Raw genomic sequence first — 14,444 nt, 5'->3', positions numbered from 1 at the left:
CCTTCTATGAAACAACTACGCTGCGGAACTCTTCTTGTTCGAGCTCTTCTTGATACTGCACTTGGCGTGCTTGCTCAGCGATTTCTTGTTCGTTTAATTGAATGAATTTTTCTTTGGTTTTATGGGCGGCCAGAGCTTCTTGCTTTCTTTCCTTGAGTCGCTGGTTCTCTTGTTCCAATGCCTTTTTTTCTTCTGCAGCTCGTTGTTTTAAATCGGCTTCTCTTTCCCTTAACAGCGCGATTTCTTGTCGCAATATTTCAAGTTCTTTTAGAACGACGGTTTTCTGTTTGGCTTTTGCAAAGCGCCGCTCTTCTTCCTCTTCGCGCCATTGACGATAATCAACGACAGACTGTTCCGCCTTTCGGAGTGAGGCTCGCGCGTTATTGACTCGATACTCTTGTTGCTGAACCGCGCGATCGGCACGGTCGGCACGAATTTTTTTTATCTCTAGCAATTGCTCGATCATAAGCCTGCAAGCTCGCGCAGCTGCGTGACGGTCTCTTCGAGCTCACTTGGCTCGTGCGTGCCTTGGCGTAAGAACGCTCGGATATCATCTCCCTGTGCGATGGCCATATCCGCGCGACTGTCGGCGCCGTGTTGGTATTCACCAATTTTGATCAGCAGTTCGACTTCTTCATATTTGGCCAGCATTTCACGCATGTGAGCCGCGGACGCTTGATGAGTTTTATCGACGATTTGGTTCATCACACGGCTAGCTGAACGAAGCACATCAATGGCTGGATAGTGGTTCATCGCCGCCAGTTTGCGAGAGAGAATGATGTGACCATCGAGTATCGAACGCGTCTCATCGGCAACCGGTTCTGTCATATCGTCACCTTCCACAAGCACGGTATACAGCGCGGTGATGGAGCCTTTGTCTGATTGACCTGCACGTTCCATCAGTTTTGGTAGTGCAGCAAAAACAGAAGGCGGGTAGCCTCGTCGTGTTGGTGGCTCGCCAGCTGCCAAGCCGATTTCACGCTGAGCTCGGGCAAAACGCGTCACCGAATCCATCAGCAGCAGGACACGCTTACCTTGGTCGCGGAAGTACTCCGCGATGGAGGTTGCAACGAACGCCGCTTTGGCACGTTCCATTGCTGGCCGGTCTGAGGTTGCGACAACAAGTACTGACCTTGCCATGCCTTCTTCGCCAAGGTCGTGTTCGATAAATTCTCTTACTTCACGGCCCCTTTCACCGATGAGGGCAAGCACGGTTACATCGACATCGGCAGAGCGAATGAGCTTGGCGAGTAGGGTACTTTTACCTCCGCCAGCCGCAGCAAAAATGCCCATCCTTTGTCCTTCACCACAGGTGAGCAATCCGTCGATGGAACGCACGCCCATAGAAATCGGCTTTTCAATCAGCTTTCTCTGCATTGGTGGCGGCGCATCACGATAAACCGGATACCAAGCGCTCGGTTCAGTGCTTTGAGAACCATCGAATGGCCGGCCCAGGCCATCGAGTATTTTCCCTAACAGATGATCGCCAACGCCGACTTCGTGCATTTTTCCAAGCGGGCTCACTTCGGTATTGGAGGAAATACCAAACATGTTGCCAAGTGGGGTAAGCAACGCATGGTGTTGCTGAAAACCCACCACTTCCGCAAGCAGCGACAAGGTTTGATCGGGGTTACGTAGCTCACAAAGCTCGCCGACACGAACACCAGGCACAACGGCTTTGATAATGGTGCCAGTAACCTGAGTCACGCGACCACGGATTTGGATCAAACGCGTTTGCTTGATGGCCGATTGTTGAGTTTCGGTGATGTATGAGAAGTCGTTCAATTTAAGAAAACATGCGCAATAACTGATGCTGGGAGAATAGAAAGGATGGCTCCGTATTTATAGTGACTATTGGTCGGGAGTTTTTAGAAAACTTAAAACGCCCTAAAAAAACACGTCTGATTTTGACAGCCGATTAAAAATGCAATTCCTATAATTCGTCCATATTGTAGGAAGGAGTGCAAATCAATGAGCACTATCAATAGCCAAATTTTAACGGGCAACAAATTTGACGCGCCAATTCGAAGTAACCTTGAGTCTTCCCGCACGGGAGCCTCAGTCAATGGTAATTATCGAGGTGAAACTGTCCGCGTACACAATGCAACTCAGTCGTTGTTTGATGCAATGGAAGAGCTGACGGCGTTAGGTTCAGAAAAAGCAGAAAAAGATCTCACGAAACGCAAAGTGAAAGACGGCAGCATTCGCGTGAATGAAGCGCATGAGCTGGTTTCTGATTACCTAAGAAAAGTGCCTGATCTTGAGAAGAACCAAAAGATCAAAGACCTTGCTACCAAAATGGCAAGCGGCAACTTATCAACGATTGCTCAGTTACAGGCGTACCTCAACGGATTCTCTGAAGAGAAGAGCCATCAGTACCTCGCGCTGCAAGCAGTGAAAAAGTTCCTCGGAGCCAATCCGGAAAGTAAGAACCTATTAGCGCTGATAGACCAAGCCATTCTGACCTTTGAGCAGAACCCGGACTCTTGGGCTCAGATTGATACTGAAATTCGTGTTTCAAGCTTTGCGGATGAATACAGCCAAGAGCAAGGCTTTAGCAGTTTGCACCAATTGCGTGGTTTCTATCGCGACACGGTACATAGCTACCAAGGTTTAGGCTCAGCATACAAGGATGTGGTTGAGCGTTTTGGTGCAAAAGAGGTCTCCACGGCGGTCGATTTTATGTTGCAGGGCATGAGCGCAGACTTGAGCGTGCAAGGTAGCAATATTGACTCCGTTAAGCTTCAGCTTCTGATGTCCGATATGCAAAAACTTAAGACGTTGAATACGCTTCAAGACCAAGTCAGTAACCTCTACCAGATGTTCAAACCTCAGCAGGCAAACTATGGCTTATCAAGTTACTGATTTGATGTCAGACGTCATCGCTTTGGTTGAACAGCGTTGGGTGGGAAGTGCCGAGATATGGAACCTAGTGAACGCCATGGAGTTGGCGTCCACGGAGCGAAAAATCAGCTTTTTTAGGGAACTGCACAAACTGATTCGCCACATTCCAATTGATGTATTTAACGATGAAGAACAGCGACAAAACCTAATACAAGCTGTGCAAAAGGCGCTTGATGAAGCGATTGATTTAGAAGAAGAGGAAATGTGGGACGATGAATTGGATTGATGCGTCAGTGGATGATTTTTGCCGAGGAATGGGACTTGAAGCGGTGAACTTCTCGTCAGCAGGACGTGTTCAACTGAGCTTCGAGCAAAGCGGCACTCTGCATATCGAGAAGCATCAGGACTGCCTGTTTCTTATGCTGGCGAAACCGCTGCCTTGGCACCAGTCGAATGAGCCGATTAAAAAGGCGTTGAGTTTTTGCCATGCAGGTCAAGGTTGGCCATTCCTCATTAAGACTGGGTTGCTGGATGAACAGACACTGGTCTTCTCTGCACAAATTGAAGGGGATGAAGTGACCTTGCCAACCATCGAACAAGCGTTCGCTCTACTGGCTCGTTTACATAAAGATGTGGCGGATTCATGAGTCGCATCAGTACATTAAACGTTGGTATTGAAGGCTTTACTCACGTTTCACTTGAACAAGTTGAAAACGACTTCCCACAGCGCTTTCAACTGTTGCCTGATGGTCAAGCCATCGCGACTCACCTAGAGAAACTGTACGAGCTTCGCCCCTCTGAGCAGTACTTGATGTCGCTTGCCAAGCCAAAGTTGACGCATTCGGAGCTACTTCGCCCAGACAAATACCGTCAACAGCTTGATACCACTCAGCTGCGGCTTCAGGAACTGGCGCAGAAAAATGGATCGCACGCGCTCAATCAGGCACTGGAAACACTGCAAAGTACCCAATTAGACCAACGTTATCTCACCATGGCGTTGAATCTACTGATTCAGGTTTAAGCCCCATGTTGCAAACGAAAGACGTGGAGCTGTTGCTTATCCACGCTGCACTCCAAGTTCAATATCAAAAGCCGGAACAAGCGATTACCTTGCTTGATGCACTGCTGGAAATCGAACCTCAGCATCAAGAAGCTCGCCAAACATTAGCAGTGGCATGCCTGAATTCGGGTCGATACACACGTTCAATCGAGTTGTGCGAAAGCTTATTGAAAACCGAACATTCAAATAAAGCGGGCTTGTGGTTTTGCCTAAGCCAAGCTCGCTGGAAACAACAGGATGTTGACGGTGCCCGCCGCGCGCATCGACGTTATCTACAATCTCTAAATAGTGAATCAAATGAATAAGTTGATCGATATTCTAAACAAAGTCGGACAGCGTAAAGACATCATGCTTGCCGTGATGTTACTTGCGATCGTCTTTATGATGATCTTGCCTTTACCTACGGCACTCGTGGACGTTTTGATCGGTACCAATATGAGTATTGCGGTCGTCTTATTGATGTTGGCTATCTACATCACGACACCGCTGGAATTCTCTGCATTCCCAGCCGTGCTTTTGATCACCACCTTGTTTCGCTTGTCGCTTTCTATTACGACAACGCGACTTATCTTGCTGCAAGGCGATGCAGGCCAGATCGTATATACCTTTGGTAACTTCGTGGTCGGCGGTAACTTGGTGGTGGGTATTGTTGTTTTCCTGATCATCACCATTGTTCAATTTATGGTGATCACCAAAGGTTCTGAAAGGGTTGCGGAAGTCAGCGCTCGATTCTCCCTTGATGCGATGCCAGGTAAGCAGATGAGTATCGACGGCGATATGCGTGCTGGGGTTATTGATGTTCATGAGGCGCGTCACCGCCGTTCATTGATCGAAAAAGAAAGCCAAATGTATGGCTCGATGGATGGTGCGATGAAGTTCGTGAAAGGCGACTCAATCGCGGGCCTGATTATCATCGTGGTAAACATTCTCGGTGGTGTCACTATCGGTGTGACTCAAAAGGGCATGTCTGCCTCTGAGGCACTTGAGCTGTTCGCAATCCTAACCGTCGGTGATGGTCTGGTTTCGCAGATCCCAGCACTGTTTATCGCTATCACGGCCGGCATCATCGTTACTCGTGTTTCAAACGAGGACTCTTCTGACTTAGGCTCAGATATTGGTGGTCAGGTGACTGCTCAGCCAAGAGCTTTGTTAGTTGGTGGCGTTCTGCTTATCTTGTTTGCTCTTATTCCGGGCTTTCCGAAGGTTACCTTCCTGATTCTTGCCGCGATTGTTGGCGGTGGTGGCTTCTTCTTGTTCTACCAACAGAAAAAACAACGCGAATCCGACAGTTCTGATTTACCTAGCTTCGTCGCCCAAGGTGCTGGTTCGCCAGCGGCTAAGCCTAATAAACCGACGCCATCTCGTAATAGCAAAGGCAAGCTGGGTGAGCAAGAAGAGTTTGCGATGACAGTACCGCTGCTCATCGACTTGGATTCTCGTTTACAAGAGAGTTTAGAAGCCGTGGCTCTGAACGATGAGCTTGCACGAGTCAGGCGCGCGCTTTACCTCGATCTCGGTGTGCCGTTCCCCGGTATTCACTTACGCTTCAACGAAGGAATGAGTAACGGCGAGTACTTGATTCAATTGCAAGAAGTACCAGTAGCTCGCGGGCGAATTGAAAGCGAAAAACTGCTGGTGACCGAAGGTAATGAACAGATTGATTTGCTGGGCGTACCTTACGAAAAAGACGACGACTTTCTGCCGGGCATTACGAGCATTTGGGTCGATCAAAGTCATCACGAAAAGCTGCAAAACAGCCATGTGGGCTTTCTGACCCCCGATCGCATTCTGACTTATCACTTGTCTCACGTTTTGAAAGAGTACGCGCAAGACTTCATCGGTATTCAAGAGACCCGCTATCTGCTTGAGCAAATGGAAGGCAGCTATTCCGAACTGGTGAAAGAAGCGCAACGTATTGTGCCTCTGCAAAAGATGACGGAAATCCTGCAGCGTTTGGTTTCTGAAGACATTTCTATTCGTAATTTACGAGTGATTTTAGAAGCCATGGTGGAGTGGGGTCAGAAGGAGAAAGACGTGGTACAGCTGACGGAATATATCCGCTCAAGCTTGAAACGCTATATCTGTTACAAGTACGCCAGCGGTCAAAACATGCTGCCAGCGTATCTGTTGGATCAGAGTTTGGAGGATACGATCCGTAACGGTATTCGCCAGACTTCTGCGGGCAGTTACTTGGCGCTTGACCCTTCTGTCACTCAGCAATTTGTCAGCGACGTTAAGCAAACCATTGGTGATTTAAGCCGCATGCCAAATAAGCCTGTGCTGGTGGTGTCGATGGACGTGCGTCGTTACGTACGCAAACTGATTGAATCTGAATACTACGAGTTGCCGGTGTTGTCGTTCCAAGAGCTGACGCAACAAATCAATATTCAACCGCTTGGCAGGGTAGGTATGTGATGAAATGCCTTCTCACTCAGTCTCTAGTGGCGTCAGGCATCGAAGTGACGCCCTACTTTTGGCAGAAAAGTACCATCTTACTTGGTCATCGTTATGAATGTGATGGGATGGAGCTAGTCTTTCGTGTCGAAGAGGGCGAAATCATCATCGTATTACTGCGAAGAATCAGCCCAAACCAAGGTCTAAGCAACCCTTTCTCCGCGCTATTTATGCTCGCAGAACATGCCATCCGTTTGTACCCGCTTGACTGGGCTATTCGTGGCAATGTTGATGTATTGCGAGGTAGCAACATGAGCAGCCATCGGTTAGCACAATTCTACTTACGCGCCTGTGGGGCGAGCCATGATGAACAAGAAGATTGGTACTTCTTGCGCCTCAGTGATTACCGCCCACTTAAAAAGAGAAAAAAGTAAAAACTCTCGACTGTTACTGACAGCATCCCAGAGATGCTTCGCTTTAAGATAGGACCCAAGATGAAGCAACCCTTTACTGAAACCATTGAAAACTCAGAACTTGCTATTCGCAATGCAGAAGACAGGACTGACGTATTCAATGAACTACTCGAAGGATTAGGCGTTGGTCCGGTAGCAGGCAACATTCTGCTCGATGGGTTAAACGCTTCGCCTCAATTGATGAAGCAAGCAGAGCATGAGCTGCTTGAAGAAGTACAACGCCGCAGACAACAACAGCATCAACCGCAAGCCGCGAGCACCAAAGGCACTAGGCGCAAGCGACCGACCATGATGCGTGGCATGGTGATCTAGAGGTTTTTACATGACGGATATGACAGCCATGAACTCCATCACCGGAGTTCTCAATACAACAGCCAATCGTGATTCTCAGATCGCATTCCAGCAGAGTTTGGTTAAGACCCTTTCTCCCATTCTAAGCGATGCCCGTATCGACCCGAATCAATTGGAGTCATTGATTCGCCAATTATCTATGGTCGTTGGGCGCACCGAACAAGAAAGCTTGGATCTTTATGCAGACTCATTGGACACCTTGTTAAAGAAGCAAGATGCCTTTACCGGGACTGCTGCCGCTGAGACCGCTGCGCATTGGATGCAGTCACTGCAACACCAAGCGTTGAATGGCCAGATCGCACCTAAAGAAGTGGAGATGGGCGTTAATACTACGCTCGCACATCAATTCCAATCTTGGTTTAGCACACAGCTAAAAGACAAGGTCGACAGCTCGCTTCCGACCGATTTTGTCGCTAATTTCCGTTTGGGAAGCCAGAGTAACCAAGCACTGCAAATTGAAGCTTTAGATACGAGCGCCCTTAAAGCAGCAACGGCAGAGATTAGCTCGTTTGTAAATGCACTGGCAGTGCAGATGAGTGCCAGTGAGGTTCGCGAGAGTGCTATTCCGTTCTTGCGAAATGCCTTTGGTAATCTTGGTTCGGTCAACCTTAATGAGCTTAAGAATTCAGACTACTTCTTAACAGAAGAAAGCTTTAGAGCTGCTGTTACCGCTCAACTTGTTGCCTCTTTCAATAGCATTGGGATCACCATCAGCACCGATGATGCACAGGCCTTGGCGAACAAGATTGCTTGGATTCCAGGCATGTCTAAGCAGGAACTTACCGATGCGCTAAATGGCTTAGCGACACAAGTAAAAGGACAGTTTGAAAATGCTTACGGCGCAGGTGGTGTTGCTCAACTGCAAACTATCCTTGATGCTGAAATCGCGAGAATAAAATCGGATCCTAGTGCGATCACCTTATCGAGTTTGTTCTCCAATATAGCCATTGCGCTTATCAACACTCAGATCGATGCGTTCTATAACGGCTTGCTCGATGTCCAGGTCACTCAAACAACACCGGAGCAACTTGAGCGGATTAAACAAAACACCGCACAAGATATCCGACTCCTTTTCGACAAAATAGTCTCAGGCCAAGACATCGGGACGGATTTCATTGCACGTCATCAAAAAATGATGGAGAACCTAGAAAAGCTCAATGATCGTTTGGGCAAAATCACACCAGAGGAAGTGAGCAGTAAAGAAGTGAATGCCGAGCACGCATTGACCGCTCGTGACCTACTGTCGGTGATTGAATCTAGTATCGGTGACCGCTTTGATGAACGCGTCTTGTTTGCTCTAAACGAGCGCCGAGTCGACCGCCTTGAAAAGCGTAACGAGCAAAAAGAACAACTCGAAGATCTAACGATCCAATTGAAAGTGTTTAGTGTCGTTCAGTCAAAAATACACTCGACCCAAAGTGTTGATGGCACTTACAAGCCGGGTGATTCAGCGAACAACTTTAAAGCCAGCGATTTTGGCTACGACAATGACGCGGCGTTTAAGGCTTCTCCTGAATACAAATACTTAAAAGACAACAACATCACCAACCATAAAGACTTTTTAGTAAAACAGGGAATGGAAGTTGGAAGCGACTCTTTCAAAGGGGACAAGCTGTCTAATTTCTCCAGTTCTGTCACCGCAGAATCTAAAGTGCTCAACGATGAAGTGCAGATTAAAACGACCGAGTTAAACGACACCAGTTCTCAGTACAACGCAACCGTTGAAGCGATGAACAAATTTGTTCAGAAGTACCACAGTATTTTACAAGAAATCCTACGAGCCCTTTAAGGATAAATAACCATGACTACACAAAACGCGCCAACTGACCCATCTCAAATGCAAGCAGAGGAACTCCTTTCATTTTTGGAAGAGGGGGGCACGCTAAAAATGCTGCACGATGTATCAGCAGACACCATCGAGCACATTTATGCGGTTGGATACAACTTTTTCCAGTCAGGCAAAATAGAGCAGGCCGCTAAGGTATTTCAGCTGCTTAGCATGCTTGATCACTATCAAGCGCGATTTTTCATTGGTTTGGGCGCGGCTCGTCAGGAACTGGGTGAGTACCTGCAGGCGCTTGACGCCTACAGCTACGCTGCGCTTGTGGACGTAAATGATCCACGCCCACCTTTCCACTCTGCAGAATGTCACCTCAAGCTTGAGCAATTGACGGAAGCAGAGAGTGGGTTTTACAGCGCGAAGGAGATGTCTGCTGGGAAATCAGAGTATGCAGACTTGCATCAACGAGCAGGCATCATGTTAGAAGCGGTGAGAAACAAAAGGAGTAACTAGAATATGAATTCTATTGCACTTGACCGCATTCAGAGTCAGGTATACACGCCTGATTCTGACCAAACTACGTTAAACAAGGTTAACAAGACCGCTGCTCATGCATCGCCGTTAGTAACCGTTGAAAACGTAAAAGGTAAAGATGCTGAAGCATTGAACACCGGTAAGGTAAAAGTTCAGCTTGATGCACCAAATGCCGCAGTCAGCGATAAGGTGAATGACCTTACGCTTAAAGCCATGGAGCAGCTACAAAAAATCGTAGACTCAATTGCCAAGGTTTTACACGCGGTTGCCGACAGTACGGGCTCGCTAGCAGTGAAAATCATCTCAGGTTATGCAGATGATTTTGAAGTTGAACTGGCTGCTATCACAGACAAACTGAAAAGCGCTCAAAACGAGCTCAAAATTCAGGAAGTGAAGGTAGCGAAAGCGAAGCACGAACAAGAAATGGCAGAAAACCTAGAGAAGATCAAAGAGTCTGAAGCGGCAGCGAAAGAAGCACAAAAATCGGGCTTAGCTTCCAAGATCTTCGGTTGGGTTAGCGCTGTGGTTTCTATTGTCGTTGGTGCAATCATGGTGGCGACGGGTGTTGGTGCGGCAGCTGGCGCATTAATGATCGCAGGCGGCGTGATGGGCGCAATCAATATGACTCTGCAAGAGCCTGCTGTTCAAGAGGCGATGAAAGAGGCCGGAATTAACGTCGATATACTTAACAAAGTCGTCATGGCGTTAGAGATTGCGACTGCCGTCATTGGCGCTGTAGTTACATTTGGTGGTGCAGCTGCGAGTGGTATTGCGAAGTTAGCGGCGAAAAGTGCAAGTTCAATTGCGCAAAAAGTCACTGATATCGCAACCAAAGCGGCGACAAACATGGCGAAAATTGCCGATATGGGTTCTAAAGCGGCGACAACCACCGCGAAGGCAATCCGTTACGGTGCTGAGACCGTCGACCTTACTGTTAACGTAGGCAAGGGGACCACGGACAGCGTTCATGCTGCAAACAATGCGCATGTAACTGAAATCCAAGCTGACATTACAGATTTAAGGGCGAAGATGACGCTTAGCCAAGCGGTGATCGACAAACTTAAAGAAGAAATCGCCAAGCTGATGGAAGATTTCCAAGAGCTAATGAGTGTCATCATGCAGATGATTCAGGCGAAAGGCGAAACGATGCAAGCGGTAATGAGTCGTCCAGCGACGGTTTAAGGAGCAACCATGTTAGATAAAATTAGTAATACTGGACGCGCTGACCTTTACGGTTTGGGTGAACTAGGCAAAACAACTCAGGCCGAGAAAATGTCTGAGACGAAAGCCGAAGCTGCTGCTGTCCGTGGTAACAATGATCGTGCAGTAACGGGTGCGAAGAACTACCAATTGGATGGGCCAAAAGCCCCTGCGATTGGCGATCAAGCTCGTGTGGTAGAAAAGCTGATGAGCGCGTTGGCTCCAACCGTAAATCTATTAATGCAAACCACCGAAAAAGCACTGAATGGTGAGCAAGTGGTTAAGTCACCATCGGATGCCATTTCGCAATCACTGTCTCTGATTACTCTGCTTTACCAAGTGTCTAAGCTAAGCCGTGAGCAACAGGTTCTGCAACGTGAAATTGCCGTTGAAGCAAACGTTGCAAGCATCAAGAGCCAAGCGGAAGAGTTAAACAACTCTGCTAAAGCGATGATCGCGATGGCGGTAGTATCAGGCGTATTGGCTGGTGTGACTGCTATTATCGGTGCCGTGGGTTCTTTCAAAGCGGGCAAAGAAATCAAGGCAGAAGTCGCGGGCAACAATGTATTGAAGACGCAGAAAGCAGGCTTTGATCAGGTTGAAGAGTTAATGGGCAATACTAACTTGTCGAAAACTCAACAAGATCAAGTGAGACGTGCTCATGCGTTCGCAAAAGATAGCATTACTGATACGACAAATACTTTGTCTAGTGGTGGCCGCAAGTTCGACAAGATGATGGGCGCAAACCAATCGAAGAACGCGGTATTGCAGGGACTTGGCCAAATGGCGAATTCAGCTGCAAATGTAGAGCAGACGAAAGCTCAAGCTCGAAGCAAAGAGGACGAGGTATTAGCAACTCGTGCTCAAGCAGACAAACAGAGAGCCGATGAAAACATTGGCTTCCAAGAAGGTTTGCTAAAAGAGCTGCGTGAGCTTTTCCGCTCTATCGCTGATAGTCAAAACCAAGCATGGCGTGCCTCTATCCCTACGGTATAGGTTTGCTATCAATCATCAAGGCGCTGGGAATACAGCGCCTTTTTTATGGAAAGAAGAAATAAGCTACACGCGCTCAACCAAGCCAAATTTCTTGAAAAAATCAGATAGGTCGAGTGTCGCTAGATCTTTAAATTCACCGGCGTCATAGAAGCGACCTTTACAGGTAGGACAGCTTTCAAACCAGATATGTGGCTGTTTTGGATCGACCAATCGAAGCAGTTGATTGTTTGGGCATACAGGGCAATCGATACGATCAATCGCATTGAAGGCTTTTCCGATTTCTTCGTCACCTGAATCAATCACATCAGCTAACGGCTTCATCGCTTCCACTTCGTAGGCGTCAATCCATAAGCCTTTACATTCAGTGCAGCGTTCAACATCGCCTAGCGGAGTTTGAAGTTGTTCAAAGTCAGAATTGCATTTTGGGCATTGCATTTTGTTTTTCCTTTTATTTTCTAAAGAGAATTGAGCCTAGTACTCCCAGCTCTCTTTGACGACAAATCAAAATACGACATCTCTCGTGCCATACGTTTTGAATCTTTCTAAGTTGTTTATATTGTTTTCTTAGCAATGACGAGTCCATGATTGCTTGAGCCTAACTAGCAGCGTTCTCGGTGATGAATTCTTTTTAAAGAGCTTCTATCTCCGTTGAATGTCACGCTTTTGAATGAATCCGTTTGTTCATAAACTTATTGCTTATTTGAATGTGTTAAAAGGTATTGAAAAGTTATTTGAATTGAAAGGGTTGGCACGTCGAAGTGAGACGAGTAACCGCACAATCCTATAAATTTGAAAGGTCAGGGAGGTGGCTAGGAGTGAAGATTGGTGTAGTTCAGATGAGGATGGGTTGGACGGTCCGAGAAAATCTAAAAACAATCATTTCTCATGTTGAGAATATGAGGGCGTTAGATGCTCTGGTTTTCCCTGAACTCAGCCTTAGCGGTTTCCATCGCAACATCAAACAGGAATCGGAGCCTCAAACTATTCATCACGCTATTCAGACGTTATGCGAGCTTGCTTTCGATTACAAGACCACGCTTTTTATTGGTGCGCCGTTAACGGAAGGCGAGCGTATATTTAACAGCTACCTATGTATCGATGTTAATGGTGACGTCGTGGTGCAATGGAATAAAGTCGGGCTAACGGAAAGTGAGGCCAAGTTCTTTGCAATAGGCGAAAGACGTGAACTGCTTAACTTGGCGCAATTATCAATAACGAGTGTCATGTGCCGAGAGGTTGATGACATCGAATGGTTTTTATCTGAGGTACAAGAACAAGCCAGTTTGATCCTTTGGCCTAGTTACATCGGTCAACAATTACAAGATCAGCAAACACAGGGCTACTACGAACGAGCATCTCTTATCGCAAAAGAAGCGGGTGCTTTCGTTGTGCAATGCAATTGGCCTCACGCCTTGAATGACCCAAATTTGAGAGGGCTGGGAGGGAGTCATATTTATGATGATTCTGGTCAATGTATATACACAATGCCGGTCGACAAAGAGTCAGTTTGTATCTTGGATTTGAACCAAGGAACGGTAGAGCCTTTGAAAGCTGGATTAAAATCACTGAGCGAGTCGTAATTCTCAGTAATAAGGGTAAAGGAGGATGAAATGAAACTTGCTCAATTGAATATTGCTTTAGCGAAGTACCCACTCGATGCACCTGAGATAAAGGACTTTGTTGAGAATCTCGATTTGGTGAATGGCATTGCAGAACAAAGTGATGGGTTCGTTTGGCGCCTAAAAGATGAATCCGGCGATGCCACCAATATTAAGCTATTCGATGACCCAAATATGATCGTCAATATGTCGGTGTGGGATAACGTGGATGTGCTGAAGAATTTTATGTTTCGGACCCATCATCGTGATTTCATGCGCCGTAAGAGTGAATGGTTCCATCGTTTAGTAGAAGATACTTATGTGCTTTGGTGGATTGAGGATAATCATATCCCAACAGCAGAGGAGGCTTTAGCCCGTCTACAGTACCTTCGTGAAAACGGCGATACGCCATATGCATTTACCTTTAAAGCTAACTTTACGTCTAATGATTTGTAAATCCGTCTACCGGTTAACAAGGATTCTAGTTAAGTAGCTCGAATAATACTTATCTGTTTTCGGGATATTATTGGTTCCGTGTTTAACTGAAATCAGTAAAGGTCGAATTTGGTTTAATAGGTAGATGGTAAAGTATCGATGGACATGTAATGCATGTGGCTTCGGAAATGCGGCAGAGGCGGCTCATTGCAGTGAGTGTGGGTGTGTCGCAACTGCTAGTGCTGAGGAAATTGAAAGAGTTAAAGATCCCAAAAAATATTATCGCCAGCGAGTATTGACGGATTACAGGGGACGTATTCAAGGACTTTTATCGGCTCCAATGCTCTTTGTGTGGGTTGCCCAAGGAGAAAAAGGCATCCTTGGTTGGTTAGCTCTTATATACTTTCCAGTTTGGGTTTATTGGAATCGAGACATTGCCTCTCATCTGTATAGCACTGGGTGGGCTCGATATACTGCCACTATTTATAGCCTCATGTATCTTGGAATAGCCATTTTCTGCCCGCCTACTTTTGAGTTTTTATTTTTGGAACAAAAAGGTTTGCTCTTGTGGCTTATGATAAGTCAGTTTTACATTTTCTTTTTGAGTAAGTCAGGTAAGGCCTTGTATCTAAAGTACTATCGAGAGGTAGGTAAATCGGTAGAAAATCTGAAGGCGCGTACTTAGATAATGGGTAAAGAGAAATTCATCACCGTCATTTCTTTATGTATTGGTATTTAGTTCGCTAAATATTTTATCAATGTAATAATACGATATATTA

Annotated in this window: 18 protein-coding genes; 15 read left to right on the top strand and 3 right to left on the bottom strand. The window is 46.6% G+C overall.

The window, feature by feature from the left end; genetic code table 11:
* Nucleotides 1-4 precede the first annotated feature (4 nt).
* On the bottom strand, nucleotides 5-466 hold the full coding sequence (gene sctO / locus C1S73_RS04895) for a type III secretion system stalk subunit SctO (protein ID WP_005528941.1): 462 nt from the start codon (nucleotides 464-466) through the stop codon (nucleotides 5-7).
* On the bottom strand, nucleotides 463-1,785 hold the full coding sequence (vscN, locus tag C1S73_RS04890; RefSeq protein WP_038866887.1) for a SctN family type III secretion system ATPase VscN: 1,323 nt from the start codon (nucleotides 1,783-1,785) through the stop codon (nucleotides 463-465). Before vscN ends, sctO begins: the two co-directional genes overlap by 4 nt.
* A gap of 186 nt (nucleotides 1,786-1,971) precedes the next feature.
* Between vscN and sctW the strand changes: the two genes are divergently transcribed.
* From sctW to vopD, 12 genes are read left to right on the top strand one after another with little or no spacing between them, the layout of a single operon-like run.
* Nucleotides 1,972-2,865 carry a type III secretion system gatekeeper subunit SctW gene (sctW, locus tag C1S73_RS04885; protein ID WP_012127547.1) on the top strand — a complete coding sequence of 298 codons (894 nt, stop codon included), beginning with the start codon at nucleotides 1,972-1,974 and terminating at the stop codon, nucleotides 2,863-2,865.
* Nucleotides 2,846-3,130, top strand: coding sequence for a TyeA family type III secretion system gatekeeper subunit (locus C1S73_RS04880; RefSeq protein WP_005426113.1), 285 nt, complete (start codon nucleotides 2,846-2,848; stop codon nucleotides 3,128-3,130). The genes sctW and C1S73_RS04880 overlap by 20 nt, the downstream gene beginning before the upstream one ends.
* Nucleotides 3,117-3,491 (top strand): type III secretion chaperone SycN, encoded by a 375-nt coding sequence (gene sycN / locus C1S73_RS04875; protein ID WP_038866889.1) that lies wholly within the window; start codon nucleotides 3,117-3,119, stop codon nucleotides 3,489-3,491. Before C1S73_RS04880 ends, sycN begins: the two co-directional genes overlap by 14 nt.
* A complete protein-coding gene (gene vscX, locus C1S73_RS04870; RefSeq protein ID WP_038866890.1) occupies nucleotides 3,488-3,865 on the top strand; it encodes a type III secretion system protein VscX in 378 nt (125 codons plus the stop codon). The genes sycN and vscX overlap by 4 nt, the downstream gene beginning before the upstream one ends.
* A 5-nt stretch (nucleotides 3,866-3,870) precedes the next feature.
* Complete coding sequence (gene vscY / locus C1S73_RS04865; RefSeq protein ID WP_038866893.1) at nucleotides 3,871-4,209, top strand: type III secretion system chaperone VscY; 339 nt, start codon at nucleotides 3,871-3,873, stop codon at nucleotides 4,207-4,209.
* The gene (gene vcrD / locus C1S73_RS04860; RefSeq protein WP_095759917.1) at nucleotides 4,193-6,319 is read left to right on the top strand and encodes a SctV family type III secretion system export apparatus subunit VcrD; all 2,127 of its coding nucleotides are present in this window, start codon (nucleotides 4,193-4,195) and stop codon (nucleotides 6,317-6,319) included. Before vscY ends, vcrD begins: the two co-directional genes overlap by 17 nt.
* Nucleotides 6,319-6,732: an LcrR family type III secretion system chaperone gene (locus C1S73_RS04855; protein WP_038866895.1), complete on the top strand. Its 414-nt coding sequence runs from the start codon at nucleotides 6,319-6,321 to the stop codon at nucleotides 6,730-6,732. The genes vcrD and C1S73_RS04855 overlap by 1 nt, the downstream gene beginning before the upstream one ends.
* Nucleotides 6,733-6,792: 60 nt before the next feature.
* Nucleotides 6,793-7,083, top strand: a complete 291-nt coding sequence (locus C1S73_RS04850) for an LcrG family type III secretion system chaperone (RefSeq protein WP_005426293.1) — start codon at nucleotides 6,793-6,795, stop codon at nucleotides 7,081-7,083.
* A 10-nt stretch (nucleotides 7,084-7,093) separates the two neighbouring features.
* The gene (locus tag C1S73_RS04845) at nucleotides 7,094-8,911 is read left to right on the top strand and encodes a virulence-associated V antigen (RefSeq protein WP_038866896.1); all 1,818 of its coding nucleotides are present in this window, start codon (nucleotides 7,094-7,096) and stop codon (nucleotides 8,909-8,911) included.
* Between the two features lie 12 nt (nucleotides 8,912-8,923).
* Complete coding sequence (vcrH, locus tag C1S73_RS04840) at nucleotides 8,924-9,415, top strand: SycD/LcrH family type III secretion system chaperone VcrH (RefSeq protein ID WP_005426175.1); 492 nt, start codon at nucleotides 8,924-8,926, stop codon at nucleotides 9,413-9,415.
* Nucleotides 9,416-9,418: 3 nt separating this feature from the next.
* Nucleotides 9,419-10,618, top strand: coding sequence for a type III secretion system translocon subunit VopB (gene vopB / locus C1S73_RS04835; RefSeq protein ID WP_038866897.1), 1,200 nt, complete (start codon nucleotides 9,419-9,421; stop codon nucleotides 10,616-10,618).
* Between the two features lie 9 nt (nucleotides 10,619-10,627).
* A complete protein-coding gene (gene vopD / locus C1S73_RS04830; RefSeq protein ID WP_038866898.1) occupies nucleotides 10,628-11,632 on the top strand; it encodes a type III secretion system translocon subunit VopD in 1,005 nt (334 codons plus the stop codon).
* 63 nt (nucleotides 11,633-11,695) lie between these two features.
* Here the strand turns inward: vopD and C1S73_RS04825 are convergent, their stop codons facing one another.
* Entirely contained in the window at nucleotides 11,696-12,067 is a 372-nt protein-coding gene (locus tag C1S73_RS04825) for a zf-TFIIB domain-containing protein (RefSeq protein WP_005528920.1), read from the bottom strand.
* A 401-nt stretch (nucleotides 12,068-12,468) separates the two neighbouring features.
* Here C1S73_RS04825 and C1S73_RS04820 point away from each other — a divergent pair, with 401 nt between their 5' ends.
* The 3 genes from C1S73_RS04820 to C1S73_RS04810 all read left to right on the top strand — a co-directional run bounded on the left by C1S73_RS04820 (nucleotide 12,469) and on the right by C1S73_RS04810 (nucleotide 14,350).
* Entirely contained in the window at nucleotides 12,469-13,212 is a 744-nt protein-coding gene (locus C1S73_RS04820; protein ID WP_244179736.1) for a carbon-nitrogen hydrolase family protein, read from the top strand.
* A 30-nt stretch (nucleotides 13,213-13,242) separates the two neighbouring features.
* Nucleotides 13,243-13,686, top strand: coding sequence for a DUF3291 domain-containing protein (locus C1S73_RS04815; protein WP_038866901.1), 444 nt, complete (start codon nucleotides 13,243-13,245; stop codon nucleotides 13,684-13,686).
* Nucleotides 13,687-13,810: 124 nt separating this feature from the next.
* Nucleotides 13,811-14,350, top strand: a complete 540-nt coding sequence (locus C1S73_RS04810) for a zinc finger Ran-binding domain-containing protein (RefSeq protein WP_038866902.1) — start codon at nucleotides 13,811-13,813, stop codon at nucleotides 14,348-14,350.
* The last annotated feature ends 94 nt before the right edge of the window (nucleotides 14,351-14,444 follow it).

The organism is Vibrio jasicida 090810c (assembly GCF_002887615.1).
In the GTDB taxonomy this organism is placed as follows: domain Bacteria; phylum Pseudomonadota; class Gammaproteobacteria; order Enterobacterales; family Vibrionaceae; genus Vibrio; species Vibrio jasicida.
The sequence above is the reverse complement of the archived record's forward strand: the minus strand, read 5'-3'. Positions and strand labels throughout refer to the sequence as shown.

Excerpts from the sequence above, each read along its gene's own strand:
- vopD (WP_038866898.1), top strand. The coding sequence starts at position 10,628 with ATGTTAGATAAAATTAGTAATACTGGACGCGCTGACCTTTACGGTTTG.
- C1S73_RS04810 (WP_038866902.1), top strand. The coding sequence starts at position 13,811 with ATGGTAAAGTATCGATGGACATGTAATGCATGTGGCTTCGGAAATGCG.
- vcrH (WP_005426175.1), top strand. The coding sequence starts at position 8,924 with ATGACTACACAAAACGCGCCAACTGACCCATCTCAAATGCAAGCAGAG.
- C1S73_RS04820 (WP_244179736.1), top strand. The coding sequence starts at position 12,469 with ATGAGGATGGGTTGGACGGTCCGAGAAAATCTAAAAACAATCATTTCT.
- vscY (WP_038866893.1), top strand. The coding sequence starts at position 3,871 with ATGTTGCAAACGAAAGACGTGGAGCTGTTGCTTATCCACGCTGCACTC.
- sycN (WP_038866889.1), top strand. The coding sequence starts at position 3,117 with ATGAATTGGATTGATGCGTCAGTGGATGATTTTTGCCGAGGAATGGGA.
- sctW (WP_012127547.1), top strand. The coding sequence starts at position 1,972 with ATGAGCACTATCAATAGCCAAATTTTAACGGGCAACAAATTTGACGCG.
- vopB (WP_038866897.1), top strand. The coding sequence starts at position 9,419 with ATGAATTCTATTGCACTTGACCGCATTCAGAGTCAGGTATACACGCCT.
- C1S73_RS04815 (WP_038866901.1), top strand. The coding sequence starts at position 13,243 with ATGAAACTTGCTCAATTGAATATTGCTTTAGCGAAGTACCCACTCGAT.
- C1S73_RS04855 (WP_038866895.1), top strand. The coding sequence starts at position 6,319 with ATGAAATGCCTTCTCACTCAGTCTCTAGTGGCGTCAGGCATCGAAGTG.
- C1S73_RS04880 (WP_005426113.1), top strand. The coding sequence starts at position 2,846 with ATGGCTTATCAAGTTACTGATTTGATGTCAGACGTCATCGCTTTGGTT.
- sctO (WP_005528941.1), bottom strand. The coding sequence starts at position 466 with ATGATCGAGCAATTGCTAGAGATAAAAAAAATTCGTGCCGACCGTGCC.
- C1S73_RS04850 (WP_005426293.1), top strand. The coding sequence starts at position 6,793 with ATGAAGCAACCCTTTACTGAAACCATTGAAAACTCAGAACTTGCTATT.
- vscX (WP_038866890.1), top strand. The coding sequence starts at position 3,488 with ATGAGTCGCATCAGTACATTAAACGTTGGTATTGAAGGCTTTACTCAC.
- C1S73_RS04825 (WP_005528920.1), bottom strand. The coding sequence starts at position 12,067 with ATGCAATGCCCAAAATGCAATTCTGACTTTGAACAACTTCAAACTCCG.
- C1S73_RS04845 (WP_038866896.1), top strand. The coding sequence starts at position 7,094 with ATGACGGATATGACAGCCATGAACTCCATCACCGGAGTTCTCAATACA.